Annotated in this window: 15 protein-coding genes; 6 read left to right on the forward strand and 9 right to left on the reverse strand. The window is 47.4% G+C overall.

Features of this window, described 5'->3' with window-relative positions; genetic code table 11:
* Positions 1–105: 105 nt before the first annotated feature.
* From GO755_RS26000 to GO755_RS26010, 3 genes are all read right to left on the reverse strand, one after another.
* Positions 106–309: a hypothetical protein gene (locus tag GO755_RS26000; protein WP_157588229.1), complete on the reverse strand. Its 204-nt coding sequence runs from the start codon at positions 307–309 to the stop codon at positions 106–108.
* Between the two features lie 169 nt (positions 310–478).
* Positions 479–754, reverse strand: a complete 276-nt coding sequence (locus tag GO755_RS26005) for a hypothetical protein (RefSeq protein WP_157588230.1) — start codon at positions 752–754, stop codon at positions 479–481.
* Between the two features lie 282 nt (positions 755–1,036).
* On the reverse strand, positions 1,037–2,581 hold the full coding sequence (locus GO755_RS26010) for a serine hydrolase domain-containing protein (RefSeq protein WP_157588231.1): 1,545 nt from the start codon (positions 2,579–2,581) through the stop codon (positions 1,037–1,039).
* A 148-nt stretch (positions 2,582–2,729) separates the two neighbouring features.
* Between GO755_RS26010 and GO755_RS26015 the strand changes: the two genes are divergently transcribed.
* The gene (locus GO755_RS26015) at positions 2,730–3,134 is read left to right on the forward strand and encodes a BlaI/MecI/CopY family transcriptional regulator (RefSeq protein WP_157588232.1); all 405 of its coding nucleotides are present in this window, start codon (positions 2,730–2,732) and stop codon (positions 3,132–3,134) included.
* Between the two features lie 6 nt (positions 3,135–3,140).
* A complete protein-coding gene (locus GO755_RS26020) occupies positions 3,141–4,985 on the forward strand; it encodes a M56 family metallopeptidase (RefSeq protein WP_157588233.1) in 1,845 nt (614 codons plus the stop codon).
* 78 nt (positions 4,986–5,063) lie between these two features.
* Here the strand turns inward: GO755_RS26020 and GO755_RS26025 are convergent, their stop codons facing one another.
* The 6 genes from GO755_RS26025 to GO755_RS26050 all read right to left on the reverse strand — a co-directional run bounded on the left by GO755_RS26025 (position 5,064) and on the right by GO755_RS26050 (position 11,641).
* Positions 5,064–5,525: a VOC family protein gene (locus tag GO755_RS26025; RefSeq protein ID WP_157588234.1), complete on the reverse strand. Its 462-nt coding sequence runs from the start codon at positions 5,523–5,525 to the stop codon at positions 5,064–5,066.
* A 91-nt stretch (positions 5,526–5,616) separates the two neighbouring features.
* Positions 5,617–6,765, reverse strand: coding sequence for an Ig-like domain-containing protein (locus GO755_RS26030; RefSeq protein ID WP_227687088.1), 1,149 nt, complete (start codon positions 6,763–6,765; stop codon positions 5,617–5,619).
* Positions 6,722–7,834 carry a hypothetical protein gene (locus GO755_RS26035; RefSeq protein ID WP_157588235.1) on the reverse strand — a complete coding sequence of 371 codons (1,113 nt, stop codon included), beginning with the start codon at positions 7,832–7,834 and terminating at the stop codon, positions 6,722–6,724. Before GO755_RS26035 ends, GO755_RS26030 begins: the two co-directional genes overlap by 44 nt.
* 94 nt (positions 7,835–7,928) lie before the next feature.
* Complete coding sequence (locus GO755_RS26040; RefSeq protein WP_157588236.1) at positions 7,929–8,225, reverse strand: Dabb family protein; 297 nt, start codon at positions 8,223–8,225, stop codon at positions 7,929–7,931.
* A 155-nt stretch (positions 8,226–8,380) separates the two neighbouring features.
* The gene (locus GO755_RS26045; protein ID WP_157588237.1) at positions 8,381–8,956 is read right to left on the reverse strand and encodes a YceI family protein; all 576 of its coding nucleotides are present in this window, start codon (positions 8,954–8,956) and stop codon (positions 8,381–8,383) included.
* 54 nt (positions 8,957–9,010) lie between these two features.
* The gene (locus tag GO755_RS26050; RefSeq protein ID WP_157588238.1) at positions 9,011–11,641 is read right to left on the reverse strand and encodes a TonB-dependent receptor domain-containing protein; all 2,631 of its coding nucleotides are present in this window, start codon (positions 11,639–11,641) and stop codon (positions 9,011–9,013) included.
* 255 nt (positions 11,642–11,896) lie between these two features.
* On the opposite strand from GO755_RS26050, the gene GO755_RS26055 reads away from it, so the two are divergent.
* The 4 genes from GO755_RS26055 to GO755_RS26070 all read left to right on the forward strand — a co-directional run bounded on the left by GO755_RS26055 (position 11,897) and on the right by GO755_RS26070 (position 15,829).
* Positions 11,897–12,964 carry a sensor histidine kinase gene (locus GO755_RS26055; protein WP_157588239.1) on the forward strand — a complete coding sequence of 356 codons (1,068 nt, stop codon included), beginning with the start codon at positions 11,897–11,899 and terminating at the stop codon, positions 12,962–12,964.
* Positions 12,961–13,722, forward strand: a complete 762-nt coding sequence (locus GO755_RS26060) for a LytR/AlgR family response regulator transcription factor (protein ID WP_157588240.1) — start codon at positions 12,961–12,963, stop codon at positions 13,720–13,722. The genes GO755_RS26055 and GO755_RS26060 overlap by 4 nt, the downstream gene beginning before the upstream one ends.
* A gap of 191 nt (positions 13,723–13,913) precedes the next feature.
* Positions 13,914–15,017 carry a zinc-binding dehydrogenase gene (locus GO755_RS26065; RefSeq protein WP_157588241.1) on the forward strand — a complete coding sequence of 368 codons (1,104 nt, stop codon included), beginning with the start codon at positions 13,914–13,916 and terminating at the stop codon, positions 15,015–15,017.
* Positions 15,017–15,829 (forward strand): alpha/beta hydrolase, encoded by an 813-nt coding sequence (locus tag GO755_RS26070; protein WP_157588242.1) that lies wholly within the window; start codon positions 15,017–15,019, stop codon positions 15,827–15,829. Before GO755_RS26065 ends, GO755_RS26070 begins: the two co-directional genes overlap by 1 nt.
* Positions 15,830–15,837 lie beyond the last annotated feature (8 nt).

Raw genomic sequence — 15,837 nt, forward strand, 5'->3', positions numbered from 1 at the left:
CTATATCACCTGTTCAGCAGCCATTTATACTGCTGGGTTAACAGGATACTAATTACCCTAAACGAATTTCCACTCTCTCCTACTCTGTCATCAGTTGTTCTGTCTCTACCTGAATACGGTTTCCTGGCTCGCCCGCAAACTATCCTGTTTACGAATGGAATTAATTGAGCCCTCAACAGATCGCCTGTTAATTGAATCCTGCCGGGCCGACAGGCGCAGAACCTCCGACCGATGGTCGCTTGTCTTGCGTAGCAGCCAGCCAGCAACCACCAGCAATAGTATCAATAGAAAGATTTTAGCCGCTTTCACGGTAACATTTTTTTAGACTATCGCTCCTTTTTTAGACTATCACTCCTGCCGACTGTACTCATGGCTTTACTCCGAGATAAACTATTAACCTTAAAAACGGCATAAATAATCCCGATTACGATAAAAATGGCCAGAATAATAAGCGGTCGGTTTTGAGTGAAATCCTTCATTATTGGTTTATAAGCTTAGGTTGGTGTTTGGAAAGGGACTTAAGTTTTGCCAGTGGCGTCAATGATTCTTTATGGGTAATAGCGTAGTATCCGGATGAACCCTGAGGGGTCGCCAGTTCATAGCTTTGCTCTTCAGCGCGTTTTTGCGGTTGAACTTCCTGCGGTGTCTTTGCTTCAGCTTTTTTCAGTTGGCCAAGTTTGTAGGCTCTACGGCTACTAATTGTCTGGTAAGTAATAATAGTCAGCAGTACTAGAATATAAAGAGGAATGCTCATGGGTATACGCGTTAATGTTGAGTTGTTACGATCGGTCCATAGTTAAGTTAAGAAAGGGAATTGGAACGCCGGGATTAATGGTATGTTAGAATTAGTAATAGCTAGTTATAGTTTAGACTTAGATTATAGCCAAATGGTAACAAAATGTTGTCAATTTCTTTTTTCTTCTTTATTGATCGATCTATAGCAACAATCGGGCCACCTATAAGTCGCTCATTAGTTGGGTTAATTAAAGCACAGTTTACCGGCCAGGCCCTTTTTTAGAACTTCGCCCGCGATAAATTACTCCTTTTGTTCCAATAGCTGCTGCAATGCTTTTTTGCCGTCTTCATTGCCAGGCCAGAGCCTAATTGATTTTCTATACATGGCGATTGCCTCCTGCTTTTTGCCCTCTTTTGCCAGAGCGATGGCATAGCTGTCGTAGGTGTTTCCACTTTTGGGAAATAGCAGCGTATTGAGCTTAAAAACCTCCAGCGAGAGTTCGTTATGATTGGGCAACGATGCGCTTAGTAAATCGAATCCGAGCCGATTCATTTCTAACTCATCTACATAATAATGCGTACTGTCATCTTTCAGAGAATGGAACGTACTGATGGCATGATCGGCCCCTTTCGTAACCAAGGCTTCTCCATAAACTCTTACTAGCGACTGCTTTAGCTGAATGTCAAGCGGTGGCCGATCGTTCAGGATATTGGACAGCGACACCATAACCTGAAGCGGATTAGAATCGGTATTATCGTAAAAGATAATGGTCTGGGGTTTGGTGAGGTTTCTGTGCAGGAACGTGGTTAGCCCAACAATATGACCATCATGAAACATAAACCGGTTGACCGGCTCTGTCTTGCTGGAATAAACGCTCCAGCCCAGGCCATATGAGCGCGTACTGCTCCCCGTATGAAAAACTGTCCCGTTATTTAAGACTACGGGCGTCGATGCCGCTTCCAGTAAGGCCGGACTAATCAGTTTTCCGGCAGTTAACGCCTGATCAAAATGCCATAAATCCTGGATAGTACTCACAACGTTGCCCGGCCCTATTAACCCACCTAGATTGTAGTAGGTGTAATATTGGTTATGATCCAGCGAGTCGACCTTGTGGTAGGTTGTCATATACATAGTAGGGCGCGTATATCGGGTTGTATTGCTCATGCCTGCTTCCCGCACATACGTCTGTTCCATACCAGCGGGCGTGAACACGTTTTTTTTCAGATAAGCGGGAAATGGCATCCGGCTCACTTTTTCGACCAGCATGGCCAGTAAAAAATAGTTGGTGTTGTTGTATCGATAATCTGCGCCGGGCTGGAAGGTTAATGGCTTTTTCGGGTCTACCAGATGTTCATACGCCTGTTGATTCGTAATGATCTCTTCCGGGTGCGCTTTTACATAATCGTCTTCATACCGCTCCAGACTAGGCAGACCAGAGGTTTGCGCTACCAGATGTCGAATGGTGACAGCTGGATATGGAAAGTCAGGGAAGTAGACCGCAAAGGGGTCTTCCAGTTTTAGTTTCCCTCGTTGCACTAATTGTAAAACAGCAATAGCGGTAAACGGCTTGGACAGCGAAGCCAGATTAAAGTGGGTCGTATCGGTATTGGCGATGTGCTTGCCGAAATCAAGATATCCGAATGATTTTTTATAGATAACCTGCCCCTGCTCAGCCACCAATACACTCCCGTTTAGTAGCCGATGATCGGCTAGTGTTGTTAAAAATGAGTCGATGCGCGCTACCTTAGGATGCACGGCAGGCGTTGGACTCTGGGCAAACCCGGCCTGACATAAAATGACCAACATTAGGATTGCCAAGCTGCTGCGATTGATGATTCTGCGCATAGTATGTGTTTGTTAATACGTTAAAAATTTATGATCCTGGACACCTAAGTAAGAAAATATTCTTATGTTTAGTGCGTTGATATCCAGAAGGCAAGGCAAACATAAATAAATTTTCAAAAACATAAGAAATATTTCTTATGTTTGTTTCATGAAATCGACAAAAAAAGAAAAAGGTGATCATCCAGAGCCTACTAAATCGGAACTGGAGATCCTGCAGGTGCTCTGGGAATTTGGTCCGTCAACGGCACGCTTCGTGAACGATCACCTGAATCAGCATAACCGGAAGGTCATTTATATGTCTACGCTTAAGCTGATGCAGATCATGGTAGAAAAGGGCTTCCTCAAAAAGGACGAAAGCCAGATGAAGCACATTTACTGGGCAGCTGTAGAAGAGGGGAAAACGAAAGGATACCTGCTGGACCGAGTCGTGGACACGTTGTTCAACGGGTCGGCGGGTAGTTTGATGATGCAGTTACTAGGCAACAAAAAAATATCGCCAACCGAAATGGAGACGTTCCGGGAACTGATAAAAAAAATAGACCAAAAACAATAGACCAATATGGAAGCTCCATTTTTAACCCACTGGATTTCAGGGGCGCTACTAAATGCCATTTGCTGGACACTCATTCATTCGCTATGGATAGGCTTTCTGATTGCGGTGCTTACCGGAGGGGTAATCATCGGCACCCAAAAAGCGTCTTCCCGGCTCCGTTATCAGCTTTTGTGTAGTTGCCTGTTGCTGTTTGCCGGAACGATGAGTTTCGTTTTCTACCAGGAACTAACGACCTATCATTCAGGTCAGTCGGCAAATTACACGCCGACCGTACTAACGCCCGACTTTACAGCTGCTTTGGCGAAAGATAGTAGCACTGGGACTATTACCGAGGACTCTCCTATTCTTAGCCAGCTTACGGCGTTCATCAATCAACAGGCAGGTTGGATTTTTGCTATTTGGCTCCTGTTTTTTATCATCAAAAGCCTGAAATTAATCAGTGGCCTCTATTACGTTCATCGGATTCGGTATCATAAAGTCCATGCACCGACCGATGAGTGGGAACGTAAAGTACTGGACTTTAGTCGCGTTCTGGGCATTCAGCAGACAATCACACTGGTACAGTCAGAATTAGTGAATATACCAGTCACAGTTGGCGTATTAAAACCCGTAATTCTGTTGCCGATGGGTTTACTTTTCCAATTGCCGCCCGAACAGATCGATACGATTTTGTGGCATGAGCTGGCGCATATCTGGCGACGGGATTATCTGATCAACCTGCTGCAAAGTCTGGTGGAAATCGTGTTCTTTTTCAACCCAGGCTTATTGTGGCTATCGGCCTTGATTCGGGAAGAACGGGAGGTTTGTTGTGATGATGTCGTACTGGCCCATACCGCTCAGAAAACTAATTACCTGGAAGCTTTATTTGCCTTTCAAACCTATAGTGCTCAGCCTGCCGGATACACAATGGCGTTGGGTTTCGGGAATCAGCAGTTGATGAATCGATTAAAACGGATGGTTTCTCAGGAAAATAAGCGACTAAGTGTCGTTGAGAAAATCGTGCTGCTTTCAGGCCTACTTCTGCTGTCTGCCTTTGCCTTTACTCCTACCGTAACGCCACCGATTACGCAACAGGTGGTAACTCCAACAAAGGACGCCCCAGGGCAAAAGACTGCTAAATATGCAGCCACGCTGATTCAAAAAACGACCAATTCTAAACTGGCTAAAGTTCTCCATCCAGGCCAAGACCAACGAGTTAACGCACCCATCGTATCCAGTATACCAAGCGCAATACCGAAGGATACTGCCCGCATCTTCACTAGCATTCTGTTTGTGAATAACAACCACGATATGGCTAACCGGGAGATGATGGTACGTGACGACAAAGGGAATCGCTACCATCTAAAAATTGCCAATAATCAGTTACTCGCGCTGGAGGTAAATGGAGTTAACATTCCAGAAAATGAGCGAATTGAATACAGCGAGCTACTTCCTCAAATCGACCGATCAATCGCGGAAAAATCGCGGGCAAAGCAGGAAACGATTGCTGAGTTTAAAGCGAAGTCGATTGAGGATCGTCGGCAACAGCTTAGCCAATTGATACAGAGTAAACAGGCAAAAGCAAATAACCTCCAGAAGAAACTACCTCCGTTGCCCGACATTTCCAATGATCAGGAACGGGTACGCGGCATCATTGCCACGCTGGTACAGGAGAACGTCGTTACCGATCCGGCTACCGTCGATTGGTTTGGTTTAAGCGATGATGAGCTAGTCGTTAATGGCAACCGACAACCCGATGCACTACATAAAAAACTGAAAGCAGCTTACGGCATCAAGCCTCAATATGGGCTGTATTACGGCCCGGTAAAAATGGTGGGAACAGGCGTATTTCTGGATAAAGGCGATTTGTGAGACGATCTTGATCTGTCAACTAACTCAACAGCGCTGCAGAATACTGCAGCGCTGTTGAGTTAGTTGATAATAAGTTTCTTACGCTTCCTCTAACGCCTTAATATCGAGCTTAGACATTTTCATCATGGCAGCCATTGCCCGTTTAGCTTTTTCGGGGTCTTTGTTGCTTAACAAACTCCCCAGTTCCGAAGGTACAATTTGCCATGACACGCCGAATTTGTCTTTCAACCAGCCACAAGGGCCTTTTTCCCCTCCCTCAGAGAGTTTCTCCCAATACGTGTCTATTTCTTCCTGTGTTTCGCAATTGACGAAGAGCGAAATGCCGTCCGAAAACTTAAAATGAGGACCTCCATTCAAGGCCATAAACTCTTGCCCATCGAGCTGAAACGTGACCGACATAACGCTGCCCGCTGGTACAGGTGCACCCTCACCGTAATGGCTAATCCGGCCAATTTTTGAGTTTTTAAACAGGGAGGTGTAAAGGGTAGCCGCTTCTTCGGCCTGATTGTTAAAGGTTAGAAATGTCGTGATCTTTTGCATGTTGTTTACCGGTTGTTATTGAAACAAATTTACCGCAAATCGACGCCAGGCAAGGTGGGTAAAGACGACAAATGAAGGGTGGAATCCGACTTTAATACACGCTAAAGGCTAATTCAACAAAAGACCGCGACTTTTTTTGCAACTCCTTTCGGGTTATATCCCGATCGAATGGACGATTTAGATTATTACCGGCGAGGTCTTCCAATCGTCCCTCGATTCGCAGTCGATACTGCCCTTTTTGCCAGGCAGCATCTGGTTTAAACAAACTCAATTTTTCGTTATCCCCGATTTGCCAACTGCCTGAAACAGGTTTGCCAGTCTCATTAAAAACATGCAGTGTTTCGGCCAATAAACTGTAGTCGAGTGCTTCGCCAAAAGCTACTTCCAAGGGTTGCACACTTCCCGAGGCCGGTGGAGCTAACGCCCATTGTGCAGGAGCGGGCGATAAACTGTCCCGTTGAACTGCCAGAAATGATTTTGTCGTTGGTTTCGCCAACGTAGCGCCCTGCTGATCAGGCCAGGCGGACGAAACAACCAGCTGATATTGACTACCGGCCTGCAAGGGAGCGCCTAATCGTTTATTCGGCAATAAATCGCGCTTGATTCGTCCGGGGTCCAGCCAGAGAGTAAGTATCGTTCGATCTGCATTCCAAAGCTCGGGCTGGAGATCGAGGAAGACACCAGGCAGCGTATCCGCCTTGTTTTTTATCAACGAGACATAATTAAGAGATTGGCCTTCCCGCATAGGCCGGGAAAAATGGAGATAAATTTTCAGCAGGTTATCCGGCAACGAATCCTGAGATGGGTAAATAGCCAGTAATTTCGGATTGTCGCCCGACGACAGGGTTGGGATAGTCATTTCACTCAAACGCTGGTTTCTCAGCCAAACATCGTAGCGGAGCCCACGCGTGAACGGAATCAACGGCTCAAAAATAGCAACATCACCAGTCAGGCTGATCGTACCGGCAATGGCTGTCTCTTTACCAGCCAGCCGTACCGACAGCAATTGATTCAACGAATCGGCGGGAACAGTTTTCAGTAACGGGCTAGCAATAGAAATACCCGTAGCGCGCTTGTCGGCCCACTGGATTTTGATGCCCGTATCTTCTGCCTGGTGACAGGCAACAAACAGCCCACAAACAAAAAAAATCAGGCTATACGTCGCGTATAACCTGATTTGTCCTGATTGAAAATTTTTATAAATACCGCTCACTGGATGTCCAAAGATCAAGATTGCCATTGGAACGACGTTGTAGTAACACCATCCGCGAATCATCGAGTTTGTCCAGTTGAATCACGTTTGTCAACGGCAGGGAGACAAAATCTACCCCGGCTGTCGCAAAATTTTCTTCAACGGGCGTGGTTAGTGAGCCCTGGTAAGCTTCTATATTTTTGTATTTCACTTTAAATACCGGCCGACTCGAATTAGCCATCATTAAAAAGGAGTCGCTGCCTTTCTTCAGAATGACCATATCCAGGGGCTGATTGCCGCTACCCATTTCCGCAACAGTCCGGCCTTTTACGTGGCTTCCGGCCTTTAACTCATCAAGTGGAAACAGAACCAGTGGTGTGCAGGTGTAGCTGGCCAACAGGTATTTCTTGCCTTTAATTTCGGTTGTCGTAAACGTCTTGATTGGGGCCATTGTCTCGTATCTACCGTGCGCTGCATGGTAGATTTCGAGCGAAGCCTGATCCTGAGCGCTTGTAAATGGAAATGGAATGCTGCGGAATGTAGAGCCAAACTCCTGATTCGATAATCCACTCACCAATAGCTTGCCATCGGCAAAGCCCATGTCGGAAATGGACGCAATGCGCAAGGACTCTCCACGCCCGTCTTTGGCATCTTCAGCCGGGGCATTAGTTAAGGCCAGGGTCGAGAAGGGTACCTCTTTCAGGGAAACGGGTGTAAGTTTATCACCCTCTACTTTAAGCAGCACTGGCGTCCCATCGCTATGCTGAACAGCGCAATAGACATTTTTCGATTTCGGGTTAACGGCAATATCCTGAATCGTGATGTTCTTCACCTCAGTTCCTAACAGAGCGGCAATTTTCTGATCGATGTTTTTAACATCAACCTGACCAGGCTTTTCGACCGCGCTGGCATCTTTGGTATCGATGGCGAACACAGTGGCGCTCTTTCCGTCACCAATGAACAAGATTCCATCAGGACCAAAAGTCAGGGCGTTGATCGACTTAATGGCAGGTGTTCCAATCACCAATCCGTACTGATTTTTGGGTGATCGAGTCGTTGTAGCCAGCAATAAAAGGCCAGCAAAGCCAACGGCCAGTACAGAATATATTCTTTTCATGTTGGTAGAATTTAGTTTAAAGACCACGTTGATTAGGGAAACGAATGTAAGTATAATGTCCTGAATTTCAATCGAATTACCAAGAATTCCTGTACTAGTTCACTAACGGTTCATAATCTATTTCCAGAAAATCCTGCACTGACTTTATCCAATGCTCCTGCACAAAATGAACATGGCTTGGGTGATTGTTATACTGCTCATAAAGCTCCGCATTTTCGAACTCCATTGATAATCCAAAATCGAAGTTATTTTTTGGACTGATTTGCTTCATGCATTCAAATTTTTGCACACCGGGTATAGCTGTCAATTCCTTTACAGCATTGAAAAATGCCTGCTCTCCCAGCGAATCAACTTGATCCTTCAGTTTAAAAACAACCGTGTGTCGTATCATAAATACAGTTAAAATTGCTTTATCCAGAAGAGGAAAAAGGACGGTGTTTACTTATTCTGGCTTAACCTGACACGAGTGAATGCGCCCTATTGAATCAAAAAACGCCCTGACTTGATGCGACACAAATCAGGGCGTTTTTTCGTCATATTTGTTAATTACTGCTTGGTGAATTCGCCAGTAACTTTAAGTTCAATCTCATCGCTGACAACCACGACAGGAATCGTACCTACGCCAAAATCAGAGCGTTTCAGGGTACCTGTCACTTTAAAGCCAGCTTTTTCCTGCTCCTTGCCACCCATGCCTTTCGCCGTTATGGGACCATTCATCGTAACAGCCAGCGTTACGGGTTTCGTTACGCCGTGCATGGTCAGGTCGCCCGTTAGGCTGTATTGCTTGCCTTCTGTTTTCTTGAACGATGTGCTCTTGAATGTCAGCGTTGGAAATTTGGCAGCATCAAAGAAATCAGGGCTTTTCAGGTGGTTATCCCGGCGTTCGTTATCGGTACTGATGCTATTTACATCGGCAGAAAACGTAAAAACCGCGTCCGACAAATCGGCCTTTGCCGATGTAATTGAGGCATCGAAGGTTTTGAATTTACCATCTACTTCCGATAGTAGGTTGTGGGTAACGGTGAAGCCAACACCAGAGTGAGCTTTATCAACCGCCCAGGTTTGCGCATAGGAAGTTGAAAGGGTAATCAGGCAGGCAACGGTGAACAAAATTGATTTCATGTGTGATTGGAATTGGATTGGTGAAAATTGAATTTAAGCAATATAGTTAATTATTTATCTTGGACGACCACCCGCTGGGGCTGCCTGTTGCTGTCCACCGCCATCGCCACCACCTTCGCCACCTTTCACGTCGTCGTTACTGACCGACTTCTTCCGGCGTTGTTCTTCGAAGGTCATTTTGCCGATACGATAAGTGAACGTCACTTTCAGGTTCGCATTGTACAGGTGGTTAACGTTAACCTGCGAAAGCAGGGGAGAATTTAGCGTAGTACGCATCGTTACGCCGTTACCAGCGAAGTTTTCGGCTGCCAGACCAATGCTGCCCCGCTTACTGGCCAGATCCTTCCGAACACCCAGCGAGTACATATAGAAACTACCCATCGTCCCCTGTAACTGAGGGTTTGGTCCCCGGAAGAAGCTGAATACCTGCGCACTCCAGCCTTTATCGAGTTGTAACTGACTCATCAACCGACCGCCAATACTAACACCTGTGTTACTGATTGTTACAGTTTTACCATCGGCACCGGGTGTTGTTCCCTGCATGTATACGTAGTAGCCATCCAGACCACCATTGAGGCTCCATTTCGAGGTCAGGTTGGTATTGAAGAATACGTTAGCGCCAACGGTACGCTGCACACCAATATTCTGGAACGTCGTGATAATGGCTCCAGCCGGATAGCCCATCAGCGTGTCGGCAGGAATACGAACCTGGGTAATCGCGTTGTTGGTCAACCGTCCGAATACAGACGCGTTCAGGTACGTTTTCTTGATAGTCGTACTCAGACTTACCTCACCATTGTCGGTTAATTCAGGGCTCAGGTTTGGATTCCCAGTCATGATCATCAATGGGTTGGCTGTATTTACGTTCGGGTTCAATTGTTGCAGACCTGGACGTTGAATGCGTCGGTTGTAAGCCGCTTTGAGCGTGGTACCACCTTTCAACCCCTTCGATACGTTAATACTTGGCACAAGGTTGCTATAGGCAGGAATATTTAATGGAGTATTTTCATTTGCCGTAGCGGTAATGCTCGTGTGTTCGTAGCGTGTACCTACTTTAAAAGTGTATTTGCTGGGCGTTACATAGGTATACGAGATATAACCTGCGCCAATATTCTGGCTATACTTTAGCGAGCCTGCCGGATTGTTGGGATCTAAGGCAAGTTCGCTCGAACTACTTCCAACCAGGTACTGGTAACGACTATCTACCTGACGCATGATGGCCTTACCACCAAATTCCAGCAATTGATTTTTCCGGATCGGCGTTTGATAGTCGCTCTGAAGAGTTACCTCCTGGTTGGTATTGTTGTTCAGGTTCTGCTGACGCCCCGTTAAGGCTCCGGTGCTGTTGTTCAGCAGGTCGGCGTAAAAGTTGTTCGTCAACCCCGTGCGGCTATATTGAGTAGAAATGCTCCACTCCTGCTGCGGCTTGAACGTACGAATGTAATCCAGGTTCATATCGACCGAATTAGACAGATCTTTCCGGTTTACGTCCCGATTGGTCATACTCACCAGCGTCTCATTGGAAAAGGTGCTGGTCAACTGCTGCTGTTGCTGAACGAAATTCCGGGTACCGTAGCGAACGTTGGCCGACAGTGATTGATTCTTAGCCAGATCATAGTCGAATCCCAATGTATACTGACCAAATATTGGCTTATCAAAAGCTGTACCTGTCTGGTTAGTCCGCAACGCCTGTCCACCTACCAACGTTGTCTGATCTAAGGTTGACGAGGCATGGTTATACATAGCCCGACCAAAGCCACCAAGTGTAATGCCTAGTTTCCCCTGCCGATACGATCCGTTCAACCCTAGATTAGAAGCTCGTAAACCAGCTCCCGCATCTACGTTTAGGGTTAAGCCGTGTAGTGTATTCTTTTTGGTGACGATATTGATAATGCCAGCGGCACCTTCCGCATCGTATTTGGCTGAAGGGCTTGTGATCACCTCTACCGACTTAATCATGTCGGCGGGCAACTGTTTCAGTGCGTCGGCTACGTTGGCCGCTACAATTGTCGATGGTTTGTTATTGATCAGCACCCGAATGTTGGAGCTTCCCCGCAGGCTAACATTGCCATCCAGATCGACCGACAGCATCGGTACGCGCTTCAATACGTCCGAAGCATCGCCCCCTTTGGCTGTCATGTCTTTATCGGCATTGAAAACCAGGCGATCTACTTTCTCTTCGATGAGCGCTGCATTTCCCGTTACGACCACCTCGCCCAGCATGCGTACATCTGCCGGAAGTTTTACTGACCCAAGATTGAGATCTGTTCCTTTCGCAATGGTAAAGGATTTGGAGTCGCGGGTTTTGTAGCCAATGAATGAATATTGAAGCCGATATTCACCTGGTGCTAATTTAGCGAGTGAGAAACTTCCTTTCGCATCGGAGGTGGTACCATCGATAGGCTTATTGGTTTTTACATTCATAAGGGCAATCGTCGCAAACTCAACGGGTTTCCCAGACGTTGAATCGACCAGAATACCGGCGATCTTGCCATTGCCCTTCGGTGTGTCGTCTGCTACGCCGGTAAATTCGGCCTTTTTACGTCCATTGTCCTGCCCAAAGCCACCGGGACCGCCGGGGCCACCACCTGGAGGGCCACCAAATTGAGCGTATGCGGTCTGCGTATTTGTCAGACCACTCCAAAGACCAAGTGTTAGAAGTAGAAGTATGAGTTGCTTGCGCATTGGTATGTATAATTTCAGATTGATGGTTCAAAACAACAGCTGTTCGGTCAATCCAAAAAACGCAATAGACTGAGGGGTAGAAAACATCGGCAGATAGCCCATTTCAGCCGATGAATGGCTAAGTAGTTATACATGGTTAAAAATCGGACCATTCGTCGGTTAAACTAAGCAAGCTATCGGCAAAGTCGGGGGAACCAGCGATTGGCGGAAGCAGAATCAGAGATTTGCTGTAAACTTGTAGCTTTCCTGACGATTATGGCCGTTACTCTATTTTCCCGTCGTTACGTTCCTGTGCTAATCCACGTGCTGGGCTGGTTCCTAATGGGTTATCTCCTGTTTTTCTCCCAGTCGTTTAACTCCGAAATCCAGTTTCCCCGCCTTTTCTGGGTGAGGCAGTGTCTGTTTTTTGGCCTTATGGTGGGTATATTCTATTTGAACTCACAGCGACTGGTACCCCGTCTGCTTTTACAGGGACAAACCAGCCAATATATCCTGGCCTTACTCGCGGTGATCATCGTCGTTATTATACTGGTGGGTTGCGTTGAATTTGGGTTTGATTTATCCACGAAGATGCACCGGGCTTTTCATCCCGACGGTAAGGGGAAACCCAAACTATATGGCTGGCTACAGCCTACCCTGTTTACTATTTTCCTCGTTTTAGGGATCAGCACCAGCGTTGCGATGTTGCTAAAGTGGCAGGATGACGCCAACCTCCGAACAGCACTGGAACAGGCCAAAACAACTTCTGAGCTCTCGTTTTTAAAAGCCCAGATCAATCCGCACTTTTTCTTTAATACACTCAATAATATCTACGCGCTCACCCTGATCGATACCGAAACAGCCCGTGAAGCCATACACCGGCTCTCTCGAATGATGCGTTATGTGCTGTATGAAACCCAGTCGGGCACAACACTTTTGAGTAAAGAGCTCTCGTTCGTCAGCGATTATATTCAGCTCATGCAACTCCGGCTGACCGATAAGGTAAGTGTTACTCTCAATACACCAAGTCCGCTGCACGATCAGCCCATTGCGCCCATGCTCTTGCTGCCTTTCGTCGAGAATGCCTTCAAACATGGCGTCAGTGCGATGCACCCTAGCCGGATTCACATTGCCATTGAGCAAGAGCAGAATAAGTTGTTGCTCGATGTTCACAATACGTTGTTTGTTGAAAAAGCACCCTCGCTCGAAACAGGCAATGGCATTGGCTTAACCAATACCCGCCGACGGCTCGATCTGCTTTATCCCGATCAATACGAACTTCAGATCAATGAGCATACAGCCGCTGGCGAATACCATGTTCACCTAACCCTCGCCCTGTCATGACGCTTTCCTGCATTGCAGTTGATGATGAACCGCTGGCTCTTGGCCTGGTGTGTGCCTTTATTGAAAAAACGCCCTTCCTGCAATTGGCTGGCCGGTATAGCAGCGCCGTTGAAGCCTTGCAGGGTTTGATGAAGACCCCCGTAGACGTCATTTTCCTGGACATTCAAATGCCTGACCTGACGGGTCTGGAGCTCGCTCGCGTACTGGAACGCAGCAACCGGGGCACGCAAAATACCCGAATCATCTTCACCACCGCCTTCGATCAATTTGCCCTCGATGGCTTTCGGGTCGATGCGCTGGATTATCTGCTCAAACCGTTCAATTACGAAGAGTTTCTACGGGCAGCCAGTAAGGCCCGTAATTATTTCGAACTTATACAACGTCCTGATACATTGCCAGTTGCAGCCCCTACACCAGTCATCGTTGAAGTCGCCGATGACTACCTGTTCCTGAAAGTTGAGTATCAGTTAGTTCGCGTTGCGTACAGCGATATTTTGTACATCGAAGGGCTCAAAGACTATGTAAAAGTCTATCGACAGAGTGATCCCAACAAGCCGCTGCTGTCGTTAACGAGCCTGAAGACACTAGAAGAAAAACTACCAACCCGACAGTTTATGCGGGTGCATCGGTCATTTATTGTCGCTCTGGATCGGATCAACGCCGTTACACGCAACTCGGTACAAATCGGGTCGGCCATGATTCCGGTTAGCGATCAGTACAAAGACGTCTTCGGTCAATTCATCAGCCGCTGGCTGTAGTGGCGTGGCGCCTAGTGATGTCAGCTACTTATAGCTGGCAATTTAGGTTTCTCAAAACCTAAATTTTATGTACAATAGGTTTTGAGAAACCTATGTCAGCTACTTATAACCGACATCACGAGAAAATCAAAATCCACTCAGTAAAGTAGGAAGCAATTTGGCACTTCTTTCTGGTAGGTAAAGCTACTATTATGAAGGTTGAAGCCGCTATTGCTACCGGTGCTGGAAGTTTTCAAATTGATTTTATTGACGTAGGTGAGCCTCAGGGCGACGAAGTGCTGGTTGACATCAAAGCCGCCGGCATCTGCCATACCGACTTCGATTCGCTTTCGTGGGGGAAACCCATTGTTATGGGGCACGAAGGCGCGGGCGTTGTTCGTAGTGTTGGCCCGCTCGTTAGGAAAGTACAACCGGGCGATTCGGTTATTCTAAACTGGGCCATTCCCTGTGGCTATTGTTTTCAATGTCTGGAAGGAAATCAGCACATCTGCGAGGTAAATTCGCCGGTCACTTCCGGCAATAAAGCCAGTGGAGGCCATGCCGCGCTGGAACGCACAACCTACAAAGGCCAACCCATCGAACGATCGTTTAGCCTCGGCACTATGTCAGGAGCGACCGTTGTGCGGGAAGCGGCCATTGTGAAAACGAACGTTCCCATTCCTTTTCCATCAGCCGCTATTGTGGGTTGTGGTGTTATGACGGGCGTGGGTTCGGTCATGAATGCAGCTCAGGTAAAACCCGGCCGATCAGTTGTCGTGGTGGGCACTGGGGGCGTAGGCCTGAACGTGATTCAGGGAGCACGTATTTCCGGAGCTGGGATGATTATCGCAGTCGATGTCAATCCCAACCGACTGGAAATGGCCATTCGGTACGGAGCTACCCATACCATTCTCGCCGACCGGGCCGACAAAGGATTGTCCAAGGCGGTTAGTGAAGTTAAACAGCTAACCGGTGGACGAGGAGCAGATTACGCCTTCGAATGCACGGCCATCCCCGAACTTGGCGCCGTGCCGCTGGCAATGGTCCGAAACGCTGGAGTCGCCTGTCAGGTTAGCGGAATTGAACAGGAAATCAGCATCGATATGAACCTGTTCGAGTGGGACAAAATCTACATCAATCCCCTCTATGGCAAATGTCGGCCGGAAATCGATATTCCTATTTTGCTCAATCTATACCAGAAAGGCGATTTGATTCTGGATGATCTGGTTACCCGAACTTATTCCCTTCATCAACTCGACATCGCCTTCGACGACATGCTGAAGGGTCGCAATGCCAAAGGCGTACTGGTTTTCTGATGGCTTCAACGTTTCGAACAATCTCCATTTCCAATCCGGCTTATGAGCAGGATGGGCTGCGTTACATTACTGTCAAGACGCCGAATTTGACAGGGCGAGGGGACATAACAATCTGGCTGCCTGATCCTGAGTTGATTGGACAAGAACCTTTGCCGCTTGTCATTTTACTGCATGGCGTGTATGGCAGTCATTGGGCCTGGTCGCTGAAAGGCGGAGCACACCGAACGGCAGAGCGATTAATTCGGGAAGGTCGAATTCGCCCAATGATTCTGGCCATGCCTTCTGATGGTCTTTGGGGCGACGGCAGCGGCTATTTACCCCATAATGGGCTTGATTTTGAGCGCTGGATTATTGAGGATGTCCCCAACGCGGTACGAGAAGTGCTGCCTCCCGATCAGTTGACGAACTTCCCGGCGCACTTGTTTATCGCGGGTTTGTCGATGGGTGGTTTCGGGGCACTGCGACTAGCCGCTAAATATCCTGAGCGATTCCGGGCCGTTTGCGGAATGTCGTCGATTACACACGTCAATCAGTTGCCGCTTTTTGTGGAAGAACCGCTCAGCGAGTATCGGCAGACGAACTCAGTCGATGAATCTGTCCTTGATTTGATGATTCAGAATCGGGCGAAGTTGCCTTTTATCCGGTTCGACTGCGGTACGGAAGACTTGTTAATCGAACACAACCAAGCCTTACATCAGGGTTTATCGGAACAAGGCATTCCCCATCAATACGTTGAATATCCCGGCGGACACGAATGGCCATATTGGCAAGAGCACCTTGCCGATGCGTTGCTTTTTTTTAACGCATTGTAATGTGCACA

The organism is Spirosoma arboris, assembly GCF_009754945.1.
Lineage (GTDB): Bacteria > Bacteroidota > Bacteroidia > Cytophagales > Spirosomataceae > Spirosoma > Spirosoma arboris.